The following is a 15162-nucleotide window of genomic DNA, read 5'->3' on the forward strand; positions in this document are numbered from 1 at the left end:
GGCCGCGACGGCCTCGCACGGCCCCTCGGCAAGGCCCTGCGCGAGGCGCCGGACAGCGCTGCGCTGTTGCCATCGCGGGGAAAGTCCGTTATCTAATGCGCCGGGACACGCGGCGTGCGGATGCGCCCGTGGCGAAGGGGAGCACTCTGTGGGGCTTATCGCAAAAAGCCACGTGCCGCTGGTCGGCATCGACATCAGTTCGACTGCGGTCAAGTTGCTCCAGCTGTCCAGGCAGGGCAACCGGTATCGCGTCGAGCACTATGCGGTCGAGCCGTTGCCGCCCAACGCCGTGGTCGAAAAAGCCATTGTCGAGGCTGAAGCCGTCGGCGATGCGATCCGGCGGGCCGTGGCCCGCTCGGGCACCCGTGCCAAGCACGCGGCCGCTGCCGTCGCCGGCTCGGCGGTGATCACCAAGACCATCCCGATGCCCGCCGATCTCGACGAGGACGAGCTCGAGTCGCAGATCGAGCTTGAGGCGGTCAACTACATTCCCTACCCGATCGAGGAAGTGAACCTCGATTTCGCGGTGCTCGGCCCTTCGCCCGGCAACCCCGACACCGTGCAGGTGCTGCTGGCCGCCTCGCGCTCGGAGAATGTCGAGCTGCGCGCCTCGGCGCTGGAGCTCGGCGGGCTCGTCGCCCGGGTGATCGATGTCGAGGCCTTCGCGATCGAAAGCGCGTTCGCGCTGGTCGCCGACACGCTCGGAATCGCCGAGGACGGTGTCGTGGCGCTGGTCGATGTCGGCGCAACGATGACCACCCTCAACGTGCTGCGCAACGGCCGCAGCCTGTACTCGCGCGAGCAGGTGTTCGGCGGCAAGCAGCTCACCGACGAGGTCATGCGCCGCTACGGGTTGAGCTACGAAGAGGCGGGCCTGGCCAAGCGCCAGGGCGGGTTGCCGGAAAGCTACGAGGTCGAGGTGCTCGAGCCCTTCAAGGAGGCGATGGTCCAACAGATCAGCCGCCTGCTGCAGTTCTTCTACGCCGGTAGCGACTTCAACCGGGTCGACCGGATCGTGCTGGCCGGCGGCTGCGCATCGATCCCGGGCGCGGCGGCGATGGTCGAGGAACAGCTCGGTGTGCCAAGCGTACTGGCCAACCCGCTGGCGCAGATGACACTCGGCCCGCGCGTGCAGGCGCAGGCGCTGGCCCAGGATGCACCGGCGCTGATGATCGCCTGCGGCCTGGCACTGCGGAGTTTCGACTGATGGCGCGGATCAACCTGCTGCCCTGGCGCGCCGAGCGACGCCGGCAGCGACAGAAGGAATTCGGGATCATGGCCGCGCTCGCGGCCGTGGCCGGCATCGTGCTGTGGCTGCTTGTGAACATGTACTACAACGCGCAGCTCGACGGGCAGCATGCGCGCAACGCCTTCCTGCAGCAGCAGATCGCCGAGCTCGATCGCGAGATTGTCGAGATCGACAGCCTCGACCGGCAGCGGGCCCGCCTGCTGGCACGCAAGGCGGTGATCGAGGAGCTGCAGGGCAACCGCTCGCAGATGGTGCACCTGTTCGACCAGCTGGTGCGGACCATTCCCGATGGCGTGCTGCTGACCTCGCTCAAGCAGGAAGGGCAGATGCTGACGCTCGAGGGGCGCTCGCAGTCGAACGCGCGCGTGAGCACCTATATGCGTGCACTTGAAGGCTCGGGCTGGATGACCAACCCGCAGTTGGCGGTCATTGAGGCTCGCGACGGCGTACCGGGTCTGCCGTACGCGTTCACGCTCAATGTCCAGCTCTCGACGCCGGCGGCCAAGGAAGCCGGCGCGACGACGCCTGCGCCCACCGCACCCGCTCAGGAGGTCGCCCCGTGAGCCGCAAGAAGGTGTCGCTGCGCGAGCTCGACCTCAACAATGTCGGCGCCTGGCCGCGCGAGTACCGCATCGGGACTTGCGTGGTCGTGGGCCTGCTGATCTTCGCGTTGCTGTGGTGGGGCATCACCCGCGACAAGGGCAACGACCTGCGCACGCTGGAAGAGCAGGAAGCCACACTGCGCAACGACTTCGAGACCAAGCAGGGCAAGGCCGCCAACCTCGAACCGCTCAAGCAGCAGCTCGCGCAGATGGAGCAGCAACTGCAGCAGATGCTGCGCCAGTTGCCGAGCAAGACCGAGATGCCGGACCTGATCACCGACATTTCGCAAACCGCGATCGCCACCGGCATCCAGAACGACCTGTTCCGGCCCGGCACCGAGATGCCGCGCGAGTTCTATGCCGAGCAGCCGATCGCGCTGCGCATGGTCGGCACCTATCACCAGTTCGGCGCGTTCGTCAGCGGCGTTGCGTCGCTGCCGCGCGTGGTCATCATGACGATGCACGACATCTCGCTCAAACCCCGTGGCGACGACAGCGGCGGACTGGGTGCGATCGGCCCCAACTCGGTGCTCGAGCTCTCGGGCACGGTGAAGACCTACCGCTACCTCGACGAAGAGGAGACCGCGGCCCAGGAGCAGGCGGCCGCCGCCGCGACCGGGGAGACGCCCTGATGGCCGCGTTCGCCAAATCGATGTCCCGATGCGCGCTGACGACCGTGCTGGCCGTGCTCGCGGTCGGCTGCGGGCGCGACATCACCAGCGAGCCCGGCGGCGCGCCCAATCTCGAGGTCTGGGTCGATGAGGTCAAACAGCGGCCCGCGCCGCCGCTCGAGCCGCTGCCGGTGATGCAGCAGTTCGAGACCTTCGAATACTCCGCCCAGGGCATCCGCGACCCCTTCAGCAACGCGTTCACCGACGTCGACAGCGGCACCGGGCTGCGGCCGGACTCGAACCGGCGCAAAGAGATCACCGAACAGTTCCCGCTCGACAGCATGTCGATGGTCGGCACCATGAATACCGGTGCCCGCATGCTGGGTTTGGTGCTGGCGCCCGACAAGGTGACCTACCGCATCGCGCCGGGGAACTATCTGGGGCAGAACGATGGCCGTGTCACATCGGTCACCGAGAATCGTATCGAGCTCGTCGAGCTGGTGCCCGACGGGGCCGGCGGCTGGCTCGAACGCCCGGCGTCGCTCGCGCTGAATGAAAAATAACGAGGAAAGCAAGATGACCGTGAGCAAAGCGGGAAGCCCGCGGGCCGCAAGGACGTCGGCACTCCACGCCGGCGCGTTCGGCCTGGCCATTGGCATGTTGGCGACGTTCGGCGGTGTGCAGGCCGCGCAGCCGGCCGCACCGGGATCGCTGCTGCCTGCGCTGCAGGCCTCGACGGGCGCAGCGCATGCCGGCGTGTCGGTGACCGATCTCGATTTCAAGCGTGGAGACGGCGGCTCGGGCAAGCTGATCCTGCGCTTCGACGGCGAGGGCGCGGCCCCCGACCTGCGCACGCAGGACGGCAACATCGTCATCAACTTGGGAAGCGCCACGCTGCCGGCGCAGTTGCAGCGGCCGCTCAACGTCGTCGACTTCGCCACTCCGGTGCAGCGCATCGATGCACGTCAGGGCGGCAACGGCGCGCAGGTCGTGCTCAGCGCCCGCGGCGACTTCGAGCCGATGGCCTACCAGAGCGGTCGCGACTACATCGTCGAGATCGTGCCGCGCGCGGCCTCGAGCGATCGTGCGGTCGGTGCGGCTACCGCCGCGGCGGCCATGGGCCAGGCCGCGACGACCGTCTCGGATGTGCGGGCCTACAGCGGTACGCCGGTGTCGTTCAATTTCCAGGACGTGCCGGTGCGCACGGTGCTGCAGCTGATCGCCGACGAATCCGACCTCAACATCGTCGCCAGCGACAACGTGACCGGCAACGTCACCCTGCGCCTGCAGAACGTGCCGTGGGATCAGGCGCTGGACATCGTGCTGCAGGCCAAGTCGCTCGACAAGCGTCGCAGCGGCAACGTGGTCTGGGTCGCCCCGCAGACCGAGATCGCCGCCTTCGAGCAGGCCAAGGAAGACGCGCGCCTGGCGATCGAAGAGCGCGCGGAGATGACCACCGAGTACATCCCGATCAGCTACGGCAACGCCGAGGACATCGCCAAGCTGCTGACCGAGGAAAGCAAGAACGGCATGGGGGCCAACACCAACAACACCGGGGCTGGTACCACGCAGCAGCGCGGCTTCCTGTCGGCGCGCGGCAGCCTGAGCTTCGACCGCCGCACCAATACGCTGCTGGTGATCGACATCCCCTCGCGCGTCAACGAGATCCGGCGCCTGGTGAATCTGCTGGACAAGCCGGTCGACCAGGTGGTGATCGAGGCGCGCATCGTGATCGCGAACGAGTCGTTCGCACGCAACCTCGGCGCACGCTTCGGTGTATCCACGAATAGTCGTATTGACAATCGCGTCGATGTCGGCGGAACGTTGCCTATTGGTCAGGATGGTTCTGTTGGCGCCCCGGGCGGTTTGAATGTGAACCTACCGGTGACGGGCAACGCGCCGTCGCTAGCATTCACGATTCTCGGCAACACCATCAACTGGGCAGTCGAGCTGCAGGCACTGCAGGCAGAACAGCGCGGCGAAGTGATCTCCAATCCGCGCGTCGTCACCAGTAACCAGCGCGAAGCGACGATCAGTCAGGGTCAGGAAATCGGCTACATCACCGTGACCGGCGGCCAGAGCAACAATGTGCCGACAGTCCAGTTCAAGGACGTGCTGCTGGAGTTGAAGGTCACCCCGACGATCACCAACGACGGCCGCGTGTTCCTGGCGATGGACATCAAGAAGGATGAGGTGATTGATACCATCGAGTATCCAGATATCGGAGAGGTGCCGCTCATCAGCAAACGCAACGTCACCACGGCGGTATTGATCGACGACGGCCAGACCGTGGCGATCGGCGGCGTCTACGAGTTCTCGGACCGCGCCTCGCTGTCGAAGGTGCCGTTCCTGGGCGACCTGCCGATCCTGGGCAACCTGTTCAAGAGCCGCGGTCGCACCAAGGAAAAGGCCGAGTTGCTGATCTTTGTGACCCCGAAGGTCATGCGCGTCGCGCAGCGCCCGATCGGCTGACCGCCGACACCCTGTATGTCGCCACACGGGGGGCCGAAAGGGCCCCGTTTTTTGCCTGTAGGCCACTGGAGTCGATGCGTAATTGATTTCAGCCCCCTAGTCCCGCGCGCGTCGCGCCGTGTTAACTCGCCTTCTGATAAGTTCTAAGGCGGGCAGGGGGCAAGGAGGCTTAAATGAAAACTGCACGATTCTTCAACATTTCTTTGGTGGGTCTGCTCTGTTTTTCGGCTCCAGCAATCTCGTCCGCTGATTCAGCGTTAGATGGCGGAATCTATTTCGCAAGTCCAGAGGCGGCTAGTTGTAGCTTTCTTGATAGCCGTATCTTTGTTGGCGGTTTTATCCAAGACATGTCTTGCCCTGGTGTCGGGGTCGTCTCAGGCATAGGTTCCACTCTTAACGATGCGAAGAGTAACGCAGAGCAGATGGGGGTACTCGCGCTCGAGACTGGGGTGGGGTGTAATGCTGGAGCTTACTGGGATATAGAATTTAAGACTTTTCCTGGTGGTTTTCGAACCAGGTTCTTCTGCTCTGGTGCGGCTGCTGGGGCAGTCGGCGGGATTGGTTCAACTGCGACGGATCTAGGTCATAACTTGTATCAGTTCGCAGAGCTATTTGCAGCAACTGGTACTCAGTGCGCTTTTTCCACAGCTCTTCCAGATCTGCAAGCAATTCCGGGTGGGTATTATGGGACTATGTTTTGCGACAACGGGATTCGTGGAACAACGTTGCCCGGAGTAGGTAGTGCGACTGGGTTTGGTGTTGCTGTTAGGCGATTTGCAGAGGGATTTGCCCTTTACGACCATGCGTGCTGGTTTGGTTTTGATGCTCCGAATTTGACCGCGATTCCGGGCGGGTGGGATTTTTATGTTTACTGCAGTTCTGGTGATGGCGCCGGCGTGAAGATTTCCGGTTTCGGTTCTTCAATGTCGGATGCGGGCCTTAATGTGGCTGATCTTGCATTTCAACGAGCTTCTGGAGGGTAGGTCTCATCTCTTGGAGTCGGTCTGTTCCCGCTCTCTATATTCTGAGGATTTATTATGAGAGAGTGGCGATGGTATGAATTTTATTTGGAATGATGAGTGTTACCACTGCATTGCCGGTCGCAGTCCGTGGACGGACGTGACCGCATTTTCTACGGGGCCCGCAAGGGTCCCGTTTTCATGTCCGGCGGCTGACGCGCGCGGACACGCGGGTTGAACCCAGCCCCCCGGTTCGGGTCACACTGTCGAGCGGCGCGTCGGGCGCCGGAGACAGGGAATCCGATGGAGCATGCGGTCGAACAACCGGGGCAGTTGCAGGCGCGCTTCGTCGCGCTGCGCGAGGCCCTGAGCGAGGAGATCGTCGGTCAGCCCGCGCTGGTCGACCGGTTACTGGTGGCATTGCTTGCCGATGGCCACCTGCTGGTGGAGGGCGCGCCAGGCCTGGCCAAGACCAGTGCGATCCGGGCACTCGCGGCGCGGCTCGATGCCGAGTTCGCGCGGCTGCAGTTCACGCCCGACCTGTTGCCCGCCGACCTGACCGGGACCGAGATCTGGCGCCCGCAGGATGGCCGGTTCGAGTTCCAGGCCGGTCCGATCTTCCATCCGCTGCTGCTCGCCGACGAGATCAACCGCGCGCCGGCGAAAGTCCAGTCCGCGCTGCTCGAAGCGATGGGCGAGCGCCAGGTGACCGTCGGTGGCCGGACCTATCCGCTGCCCGATCCGTTTCTGGTTATGGCCACGCAGAATCCGATCGAGCAGGAGGGCACGTTTCCGTTGCCCGAGGCGCAACTCGACCGGTTCTTGATGCATGTGCGCGTGGGCTATCCCGATGCCGGGGCCGAGGCGCGCATCCTGCAACTGGCGCGTGAGCGGGCGCTGGCCCAACTCGATGCGCGACCCGAGGCGGTCGAGCGGATGCCGCTCGCGGCGCTGTTCGCGGCGCGTCGGGCGGTACTCGCGCTGCACGTGGCGCCGCCGGTGGAGCGCTATCTGGTCGAACTGGTCCTGGCCTCGCGCGATGCCGCGCGCTACGACGCCGCCCTCGCTGCGCGCATCGCCTGGGGCGCCAGTCCCCGCGGTTCGATCGCACTCGAGCGCTGCGCGCGGGCCGTGGCCTGGCTCGCCGGCCGCGACTTTGTCACGCCCGACGACGTCCGCGCCGTGGCCCCGGACGTGCTGCGGCATCGCATCCTGCCCAGCTACGAGGCGACCGCCGAAGGCTGGGACGGCGAGCGTCTGGTCCAGGCCCTGCTCGACCGCGTCCCGTTGCCCTGACGGCCCGGGGATCGGACGGTCGTGATCGGGCATTCGGCAATGCGGGACGCGGACGGGGCCGTGGACACGGAGGCGGGCGTGCGCCCGGCGCTGGTCGAGCTCATCGCCCTGCGCGCGAGCGCCACGCGGCAGGGCGCGGCCCGGCGCGCGCATGTGGGCCTGCGCCAGCAGGCGCCATCGCCGCAGCGCGGGCAGGGCATGGAATACGCCGAGTCGCGCGAGTACGTGGCCGGCGACGATGCGCGCCACATCGATTGGCGCGTGACCGCGCGCACCGGTCGGCCGCATACCAAGGCCTTCCAGACCGAGCGCGAGCGGCTGACCCTGCTCGTGGCCGATACCGCGCCAGCGCTCTACGTGGGCAGCCGGGTGCGATTCAAGTCGGTCCAGGCCGCGCGTGCGGCGGCGGTCGCCGCCTGGGCCGCCGTCGCCGACGGCGATCGCATTGCAGCGCTGCGCGGCACGCATGACGAGGCGCCGGTGCCGCCGGCGTCCGGCAGTCGCGGCGCGCTGCGCGTGCTGCATGCGCTCGCGCGCTGGTATGCCACGCCGCCTGCGGGCGATGCCGGGCTGGCGGTCGCCCTCGATCACGCCGGGCGGCTGCTGCGGCCTGGCGCGCGACTGCTGGTGCTGGCCGATGCCGCCAGCATTGCGACGGTGCCGGCGCAGCGGTGGCAGGCGCTGGCCGCGCACAATCAAGTCTTGGTGCTGGTGTTGACCGATCCATTGGAACAGGCGCCGCCCCGGGCTCGGCTGCGCTTTGCCGCGTCCTCGGGGCAGGTGGAGCTCGACCTGCGCGACGAGACCCAGCACGCCCGCTGGCAGGCGGCGTTCGCCGAACCGATCGCCCGGGCCCAGGCGACGTTGCGCGCGGCGCGCGTCCGCTGTGTGCTGCTGTCGAGCGAGATGCCGAGCGACGTGTGGTTGCCGGCATTCGGCCGACCGAAGGCGACCTGATATGGCGATGCCGGATCTGGTCCTGCGCGATATTCACGTGACCGCTGCCCCGGGCTGGTGGCCACCGGCGCCTGGCTGGTGGTGGCTTGCCGCGGCGGTCGTGGCCGTGCTCGTCGTGGTGGCCGGCCTGCGCTGGCGGCGTGCCCGCCGGCGCCGCGCCTGGGCGCGGTTGTTCGATGCCCAGGTCGAGGCGGCGATCGATGCGCCTGCGCGGATCGCCGCGATGTCGGCGCTGCTGCGCCGTGCGGCGCGGCGCGTGCGCCCGGATGCCGATCGGCTGCAGGGCGATGCCTGGCTGGCGTTCCTGGACGAAGGCGGTGGCCAGGCGGTGTTCGTCGACGGCGTGGGCCGCCTACTGCATGACGGCGGCTTCCGACGGACGGTCGAGGGCGACGCGCTCGATGCGCTGCACAACGCCGCGCGCACGCGCTTCCTGGCGTTGATGGCGGCCGGCCGATGAGCACGCCTGCGGCAATGGAGGGGCTGCTGTCGTCATTCGCCTGGCCGTGGATGCTGCTGGCCTTGCCATTGCCCTGGGCGCTGCGGCGCTGGTGGCCGCCGGTGCGCAGCGAAGGCGATGCGCTGCGAGTGCCGTATGCCGGCCTCGAGTCGATTGCCACGCCGGCCGCCGGCCGCGGCGGCGCACGGGCGTCGTGGCTGCTGTGGGCGGCCTGGGTGCTGCTGTGCATCGCGGCGGCACGTCCGCAGGGCGTCGGCCCGCCCGAGCACCCGCCGCGCACGGCGCGCGACCTGATGCTGGCGGTCGACCTGTCGGGCAGCATGAGCGAGGAGGACATGGTGATCGGGCGGCGCGCGGTCGACCGGCTCACGGCGGCCAAGGCGGTGATCGCCGACTTCCTCGAGCGCCGGGCAGGTGACCGGATCGGGCTGATCGTGTTCGGGCAGCGCGCCTATGCGGTCACGCCGATGACATTCGATCGCGACAGCGTGCGCCAGCAGTTGGACCGGACCGTGGTCGGTCTGGCCGGGCGCGAAACCGCGATCGGCGATGCGATCGCGCTGGCGGTGCGCCGATTACAGGACGGCGAAGGCGAACGCGTGCTGGTGCTGCTGACCGACGGCGTCAGCAACGCTGGTGCGCTGCGCCCGCAGAAGGCGGCCGAACTGGCGCGCGACGCCGGATTGCGCGTGCACACGATCGCCTTCGGCAGCGATGAGGACGGCTTGCAGATGCTGGGCTTCCGTCTGCCCGACGGCGGCGAGCCGGCGATCGACGAGGCGGCGCTGCAGGCGATCGCCGATACCACCGGTGGCCGTGCATTCCGGGCCCGCGACACCGAATCGCTGGCCGGGATCTATGCCGAGATCGACCGGCTCGAACCGGTTGAAGCGCCGGGGCCGGCGCTGCGCGCGCGGATGGAACGCTATCCGTGGCCGCTGGCCGCCGGTTGCCTGCTCCTGCTGCTGGCGCTGGTGCCGCGTTCGTGGCGTGTGCCGATGCGGGGCGCGCGATGAGCGGCGGATGGCCCGACGTGGTCTTCGCTCGGCCGGCCTGGCTGTGGGCCTTGCTGGTGCTGCCGTTGCTGGCCGGCATCTGGTGGGTGCGCCGGCGCGGCGAGGATGCCTGGCGACAGGCGGTCGATCCACATTTGCTGCCGCACCTGCTCGAGCGCCGTCCCGGTGGACGTGGGCTATTGGCGCTGGCCACGTGGCTGTGCGCGTGCCTGCTCGCGGTGCTGGCGCTGGCAGGCCCAGGTTGGCGTCAGGTCGACGTGCCGTTGGCGTCCGTCGCGGCGACTCCGCTGGTCATCGCCCTGGACCTGTCGTCGGCAACGACGGCGACCGACCTGTCACCGTCACGGCTGTTGCAGGCGCGGGCCAAGCTCGCGCGCCTGCTCGCGTTGCGCCAGGGGCCGGTGGCGTTGCTGGCCTATGCGGACGACGCCTACACGGTGGCGCCGCTGACCGACGACGCGGCGAATGTGGCGCTGTATCTCGACGCGCTCGCGCCCGACATCATGCCGGTCGACGGCCAGCGCGCGGATCGCGCGATCGAGCAGGCGACGCGGCTGCTGCGCCAGGGCGATGCGCTGCGCGGCGAGATCGTGCTGCTGACCGACGGCGCCGATCGGGCCGCGATGCGCGAGGCAGCCGCCGCGGCGCGGATGGGCTATCGGGTCTCGGTGCTGGGCTTGGGCAGCGCGGACGGCGCCGCCTATCGCGATCGCGACGGAGCGCTGCGCCATGCACGCCTGGATGCCGCCGCGCTGCAGGCCTTGGCGACCGCCGGAGGTGGCCGCTGGCACCGCCTGAGCGCCGACGACGGCGATCTCGACGCACTGGGCCTGCGCGAGGCCCGTGCGGGCGGGGCCGGCGCCGCGGCCGACGGCGACGCGCAGGCCCGGCGCATCGCCGACCAGGGCTACTGGCTGTTGCTTCCGTTGCTGGCGCTGGTCTTGCTGGCGTTCCGGCGCGGGGCTGCGGTCGCGGTGTTGGCGGTGGCGCTGGTCTGGCCGATCCTGCCAGCGCAGGCCGCGCAGCCGCCGGTCGGCACGCCCTGGCGGCGCGCCGACCAGATTGCCCACGCCCAACTCGAGCAAGGTGCGGCGGCCTATCGCGGCGGGCGACACGAGGACGCATTGCGCGCGTGGACCGGACTGCCGGGCGCCGACGCTGCTTACAACCGCGGCAACGCGCTGGCGCGCCTGGGGCGGTTCGACGAGGCGATCGCCGCCTACGACGAGGCGCTGCGGTTGCAGCCGGACATGGCCGATGCGCAGGCCAATCGCGCCGCGGTCGATGCCGCGCGTCGCCGTCAGCCGCCGCCAGGTCCCCGCGACGATCCGCGCTCGCCGCCGCGTGACCAGCAGCGCCAGTCCGGACGCCCGGATCCGGGAGAAGGCCGGACAGGCGACCGCGGTGCGCCACAGCCTGCGCCCTCGTCGGACGGCGCGCCGCGCCCCGATACGCCGCCGGCGCCCCCCGATACCGCCCCGCCCACCGACGAGGCCGCGCAGCAGCGCGCCGACCAGGCCATGCGCGAGCGTATGCAGCAGGCACTCGATGACGCCGGCGAGGGCAGCCAGACGCCTGGCGACGCCGCGCCAGCCGACCGGCAGGACGCCGACACCCGGCGCGAGCGCGAGCAGGCCAACCAGGCCTGGCTGCGGCGGGTGCCCGACGATCCGGGTGGCCTGTTGCGGGCGCAGTTCCGGATCGAACACGAGCGGCGCCACGGCGCGGAGGCATTGCGATGACGACCGGAGTTCGGACTTGGCGCGCGGCGGTGGTCCTGGCGGTGCTGCTCGCCTGCCTGGCGGGGAGCCTGCAGGCGCAGACGCGCGCCTGGCTGGACCGGGACCAGATCGCGCTGGGCGAGACCACCACGCTCAATGTCGAAACCGACGAAGCGGTCGCCGTGCCCGACTGGAGCGGCCTGACCCGCGATTTCGAGCTCAGCGGGCACACCAGCCGACGTCAGGTCGAGATCCGCAACGGGCGCCAGATCGAGCGCGCGCTGTTCGGCGTGGCGCTGCGTCCGCGGCGCGAGGGCCGGCTGACGGTCCCGCCGTTGCAGGTCGGTGGTGCGCGCACCGACGCCTTGTCGCTGACGGTCGGCCCGGCGCCGGTGCGATCGGCCCGCGACGGCGCGGCCGCGTTCGTCGAGGCCGAACTCGAGACCGACATGCCCTACGTGCAGCAGGCAGTCGGCTACACCCTACGGCTGCACTACGCCGTGCCGCTGGTGTCGGGCCAGCTCGAGCAGCCCGAGCCCGAGGGGGCATCGTTGCAGCGGATCGGCAACGACATCACCTACAGCCGCGAGTTCGACGGCCGTCGCTACAACGTGGTGGAACGGCGCTTTCTGCTCGTACCCGAGCGCAGCGGGCCGCTGACGATTCCCGGTGCACGCTTCGAGGGGCGCGGCGCCGGCGGCGGCTTCTTCGATGATCTGTTCGATCGCGGACCGCGCCAACTCTCGGCCAACGGCCCGGCGACCGCGCTGTCGGTGCGCGCGATGCCAGGCACGGCGCCGCAGCCCTGGTTGCCGCTGCGGAATCTGGACCTGCGCTGGCTCGACCAGCCCGAGCGCGGCCGGGCCGGGGCTGCAACCACGCTCACGCTGGAGGCGACCTTCGACGGCGCGGTCGGCACACAGTTGCCCGAGATCAGCTTGCCGGCGCCCGACGGCGCGCAGGTGTTCGCCGAGCCGCCGCAGTACGACGAGCGCTTCGACGAGGGCCGCCCACGGGTGCGCATGACCCGCCGTTTCTCGATCGTGCCGCGGGCTGCCGGTTCCTTGCATGTGGCCGGCCCTCGCGTGGGATGGTGGGATGTCCGCGCAGGCGCCGCCCGGACCAGTGCGGCGCCGGATCTGCATCTGGCGATCGATTCCGGTGATGGCGATGCCACCGATGGCGACGCCGACACGCAGACGGTGGCGACTGCGCCGGGCTTGCCGGCCGCCCGTGGAGCGGATGGGGAGGTCAGTCGTGTCTGGCCGTGGCTGGCGGCGCTGTTCGCGCTGCTGTGGCTGGCGACCAGCGTCGTGGCCTGGCATGGGCTGCGCCGGGCACGCGCCGGCGCGCGGGGGCTGGTTGCTGCGGTGCCGGGCGCCGCGCCTGTGCCGAGGTCTCGGAGCGGCGGGCCGTCACTGGCGACCGTGCTGCAGACCGGAGATCCGGCCGAGGTCGACGCGGCGCTGCGCGCGCTGGTCGATCCGCCGGCGGCAGACCTCGAGGCCTTGCGGCGTGTACTCGGCGATGCCGGCCAGCGCGACGCGCTCGTGCAGTGGCAGCGGGCGCGCTGGGGCGGCGGCGACCTGGCGGCAGCGCGCGCCGCGCTGCGCCAGGCCTTCCGCGCTGGCGCGCGCGTCGCCGGCCCGGCGACGCCCGAGGACGAGGCCGTACTGCCGCCGCTCTACCCGCGGCGCTGAGACCCGCTTCCTGCTAGCCTCCGCTGCTTTCCCGCAGCGATCACGCCATGTCCCGTCCGCTCGCATCCGCCCGCGCCCGCCTGCCGCTGCACTGGAAGATCGCGATCGGTTTCGCGGCCGGCTTGCTGCTCGGCATGCTCGCTCACTATACCGGGCTGTCGGCGTGGGCGCCGACCGATCCGGCGTCGGCCGCCTGCGCCGTCGCCGAACCGGGCTGGCAATGCCGGCCGCTGGTCGCGACGTTCGTGGCCTGGGTCACCGAGCCGCTGGGCACCTTGTTCCTGAGTCTGATCTTCATGCTGATCGTGCCATTGCTGTTCTCGGCACTGGTGGTCGGCGTGTCGGAAATGGGCGATGTCGCCTCGCTCGGCCGGATCGGCTGGCGCACGCTGGCCTGGACGATCGTGCTGTCGGGCCTGGCGGTGCTGCTGGGGCTGGTGATGGTCAACCTGTTCCGCCCCGGCGCCGGCGTGGATCCGGCACTGGCCCAGCAACTGCTGGCCGAGAGCGCGCAGCGCACCGAGGCGATCGTCAGCGACAGCCGCAGCGGTGCCAAGGGCATGGAGATGCTGCTGTCGATCGTGCCGCAGAACGTGGTCGGCGCGGCATCGGACAATGCCAACATCCTGGCGTTGATGTTCTTCGCGCTGATGTTCGGTATCGGCCTGGTGCTGACCAAGTCCGAGGCGGCGGCCGCGCTCAAGCGCGGCATCGAGGGCCTGTTCGAAGTCTCGATGACACTGATCGGACTGGTGATCCGGCTGGCGCCGATTGCGGTGTTCTGCTTCATGTTCAACCTCGCGGTGCTGTTCGGCTGGGACCTGCTGGTCCGCCTGGGCGCCTACGTCGCGGTGGTGGCCGGTGCGCTGGCGCTGCACATGCTGGTGACCTACTCGCTGGCGCTGCGGGTGTTCGGTGGCTGGTCGCCGCTGGCGTTCTTCCGCGGCGCGCAGGAGGCGATGCTGATGTCGTTCTCGACCGCATCGAGCAACGCCACGCTGCCCACCGCGCTGCGCGTGGCCGACGAGAACCTCAAGCTGCCGCGCAAGGTCTCGCGCTTCGTGCTGACGATCGGCGCGACTGCCAACCAGAACGGGACGGCGCTGTTCGAGGGCGTCACGGTGATCTTCCTGGCCCAGTTCTTCGGCGTCGACCTGTCGATCGGCCAGCAGGTGCTGGTGATGCTGGTCTGCATCCTGGGCGGGATCGGCACCGCCGGCGTGCCGTCGGGCTCGCTGCCGGTGGTGGCGCTGATCTGCACGATGGTCGGTGTGCCGGCCGAGGGCATCGGTCTGGTGCTGGGCGTCAACCACTTCCTGGACATGTGCCGTACGACGGTCAACGTGACCGGCGATCTGGGCATCGCCGCGCTGGTCTCGCGCGGCGAGGTCGACGGCCCGGACGAGGCGACACCGCCGCAGGCCTAGCAGGGCACGCTGGCCGAGCAACTCGCCTGGCAGCCAGCCATCGGTGCTGCACCGGCGCCGCGCGGCCGCGGCGCCGGATGACGTGCATTACTGCAGCAGCGAGCGCAGCATCCAGGCGTTCTTCTCGTGGGTCTGCAGGCGCTGGGTCAGCAGGTCCTCGGTCGGATCATCGTCGGCATCGTCAGCCACTTCGAGCGCCTTGCGCGCGCTGCGGCAGACCGCTTCGTTGCCCAGGACCAGCTGGCGCACCATCTCGCGCCAGTCGGGCGACTTCTCCAGACCCGGCTCTTCCTTGATCGAGCTCAGCTCGATGAACTCGGCATAGGAGCCCGGCGCGTTGTAGCCCAGGGCGCGGATGCGCTCGGCGATCTCGTCCAGCGCGTTCCACTGTTCGGTGTACTGGCCCTCGAACATCACGTGCAGGGCGTTGAACATCGGGCCGGTGACGTTCCAGTGGAAGTTGTGGGTCTTCAGATACAGCGTGTAGGCGTCGGCCAGGAACACCGACAGGTGCTGGGCGACCTGCTTGCGATCGGCGTCGCTGATCCCGATATCGATCGCCGGCGCGGTCGAGCGCGCATCGGGCGAGGCCACGGCGGGCGCCACCGACGAACGCTTGGTGCTGGATTTGGAGGCAGGTTGGGGTTTGGCCTTGGCCATGGTCGACGACTCCTGTGGGATGGGATTGCGGC

The 15162-nt window shown here is 69.1% G+C and carries 14 protein-coding genes; 13 read left to right on the forward strand and 1 reads right to left on the reverse strand.

Translation table 11 applies throughout. The features are described 5' to 3' along the window. Window positions 1-148 precede the first annotated feature (148 nt). From WAF18_RS04930 to WAF18_RS04990, 13 genes are all read left to right on the forward strand, one after another. The gene (locus WAF18_RS04930; protein WP_337244142.1) at window positions 149-1207 is read left to right on the forward strand and encodes a pilus assembly protein PilM; all 1059 of its coding nucleotides are present in this window, start codon (window positions 149-151) and stop codon (window positions 1205-1207) included. Beyond that, window positions 1207-1812 (forward strand): PilN domain-containing protein, encoded by a 606-nt coding sequence (locus WAF18_RS04935; RefSeq protein ID WP_337244143.1) that lies wholly within the window; start codon window positions 1207-1209, stop codon window positions 1810-1812. Before WAF18_RS04930 ends, WAF18_RS04935 begins: the two co-directional genes overlap by 1 nt. Next, complete coding sequence (gene pilO / locus WAF18_RS04940; RefSeq protein WP_337244144.1) at window positions 1809-2483, forward strand: type 4a pilus biogenesis protein PilO; 675 nt, start codon at window positions 1809-1811, stop codon at window positions 2481-2483. Before WAF18_RS04935 ends, pilO begins: the two co-directional genes overlap by 4 nt. A 20-nt stretch (window positions 2484-2503) precedes the next feature. Continuing rightward, entirely contained in the window at window positions 2504-3025 is a 522-nt protein-coding gene (locus tag WAF18_RS04945; RefSeq protein ID WP_337244370.1) for a pilus assembly protein PilP, read from the forward strand. A 13-nt stretch (window positions 3026-3038) separates the two neighbouring features. Beyond that, entirely contained in the window at window positions 3039-4934 is a 1896-nt protein-coding gene (pilQ, locus tag WAF18_RS04950; protein WP_337244145.1) for a type IV pilus secretin PilQ, read from the forward strand. Window positions 4935-5107: 173 nt separating this feature from the next. Beyond that, window positions 5108-5917, forward strand: coding sequence for a hypothetical protein (locus WAF18_RS04955; protein WP_337244146.1), 810 nt, complete (start codon window positions 5108-5110; stop codon window positions 5915-5917). 279 nt (window positions 5918-6196) lie between these two features. Beyond that, entirely contained in the window at window positions 6197-7189 is a 993-nt protein-coding gene (locus WAF18_RS04960; RefSeq protein ID WP_337244147.1) for a MoxR family ATPase, read from the forward strand. A 39-nt stretch (window positions 7190-7228) separates the two neighbouring features. Continuing rightward, window positions 7229-8146 (forward strand): DUF58 domain-containing protein, encoded by a 918-nt coding sequence (locus WAF18_RS04965; protein WP_337244148.1) that lies wholly within the window; start codon window positions 7229-7231, stop codon window positions 8144-8146. A gap of 7 nt (window positions 8147-8153) precedes the next feature. Continuing rightward, on the forward strand, window positions 8154-8606 hold the full coding sequence (locus tag WAF18_RS04970; protein WP_337244149.1) for a DUF4381 family protein: 453 nt from the start codon (window positions 8154-8156) through the stop codon (window positions 8604-8606). Next, window positions 8603-9622 carry a VWA domain-containing protein gene (locus WAF18_RS04975; RefSeq protein ID WP_337244150.1) on the forward strand — a complete coding sequence of 340 codons (1020 nt, stop codon included), beginning with the start codon at window positions 8603-8605 and terminating at the stop codon, window positions 9620-9622. Before WAF18_RS04970 ends, WAF18_RS04975 begins: the two co-directional genes overlap by 4 nt. Further along, window positions 9619-11364, forward strand: a complete 1746-nt coding sequence (locus WAF18_RS04980; protein WP_337244151.1) for a VWA domain-containing protein — start codon at window positions 9619-9621, stop codon at window positions 11362-11364. Before WAF18_RS04975 ends, WAF18_RS04980 begins: the two co-directional genes overlap by 4 nt. Continuing rightward, window positions 11361-13043 carry a BatD family protein gene (locus tag WAF18_RS04985; RefSeq protein ID WP_337244152.1) on the forward strand — a complete coding sequence of 561 codons (1683 nt, stop codon included), beginning with the start codon at window positions 11361-11363 and terminating at the stop codon, window positions 13041-13043. The genes WAF18_RS04980 and WAF18_RS04985 overlap by 4 nt, the downstream gene beginning before the upstream one ends. A 47-nt stretch (window positions 13044-13090) precedes the next feature. Next, window positions 13091-14470 (forward strand): dicarboxylate/amino acid:cation symporter, encoded by a 1380-nt coding sequence (locus tag WAF18_RS04990; protein WP_337244153.1) that lies wholly within the window; start codon window positions 13091-13093, stop codon window positions 14468-14470. A gap of 87 nt (window positions 14471-14557) precedes the next feature. Here the strand turns inward: WAF18_RS04990 and WAF18_RS04995 are convergent, their stop codons facing one another. Beyond that, complete coding sequence (locus tag WAF18_RS04995; RefSeq protein WP_183427549.1) at window positions 14558-15130, reverse strand: Dps family protein; 573 nt, start codon at window positions 15128-15130, stop codon at window positions 14558-14560. Window positions 15131-15162 lie beyond the last annotated feature (32 nt).

It is taken from the genome of Luteimonas sp. gir (assembly GCF_037198055.1).
Taxonomy (GTDB): Bacteria; Pseudomonadota; Gammaproteobacteria; order Xanthomonadales; family Xanthomonadaceae; genus Luteimonas; species Luteimonas citri_A.

Coding starts and splice junctions, on each gene's coding strand:
- WAF18_RS04980 (WP_337244151.1), top strand. CDS start 9,619: ATGAGCGGCGGATGGCCCGACGTGGTCTTCGCTCGGCCGGCCTGGCTG.
- WAF18_RS04990 (WP_337244153.1), top strand. CDS start 13,091: ATGTCCCGTCCGCTCGCATCCGCCCGCGCCCGCCTGCCGCTGCACTGG.
- WAF18_RS04970 (WP_337244149.1), top strand. CDS start 8,154: ATGCCGGATCTGGTCCTGCGCGATATTCACGTGACCGCTGCCCCGGGC.
- WAF18_RS04955 (WP_337244146.1), top strand. CDS start 5,108: ATGAAAACTGCACGATTCTTCAACATTTCTTTGGTGGGTCTGCTCTGT.
- WAF18_RS04985 (WP_337244152.1), top strand. CDS start 11,361: ATGACGACCGGAGTTCGGACTTGGCGCGCGGCGGTGGTCCTGGCGGTG.
- pilQ (WP_337244145.1), top strand. CDS start 3,039: ATGACCGTGAGCAAAGCGGGAAGCCCGCGGGCCGCAAGGACGTCGGCA.
- WAF18_RS04975 (WP_337244150.1), top strand. CDS start 8,603: ATGAGCACGCCTGCGGCAATGGAGGGGCTGCTGTCGTCATTCGCCTGG.
- WAF18_RS04960 (WP_337244147.1), top strand. CDS start 6,197: ATGGAGCATGCGGTCGAACAACCGGGGCAGTTGCAGGCGCGCTTCGTC.
- WAF18_RS04965 (WP_337244148.1), top strand. CDS start 7,229: ATGCGGGACGCGGACGGGGCCGTGGACACGGAGGCGGGCGTGCGCCCG.
- WAF18_RS04945 (WP_337244370.1), top strand. CDS start 2,504: ATGTCCCGATGCGCGCTGACGACCGTGCTGGCCGTGCTCGCGGTCGGC.
- WAF18_RS04935 (WP_337244143.1), top strand. CDS start 1,207: ATGGCGCGGATCAACCTGCTGCCCTGGCGCGCCGAGCGACGCCGGCAG.
- WAF18_RS04995 (WP_183427549.1), bottom strand. CDS start 15,130: ATGGCCAAGGCCAAACCCCAACCTGCCTCCAAATCCAGCACCAAGCGT.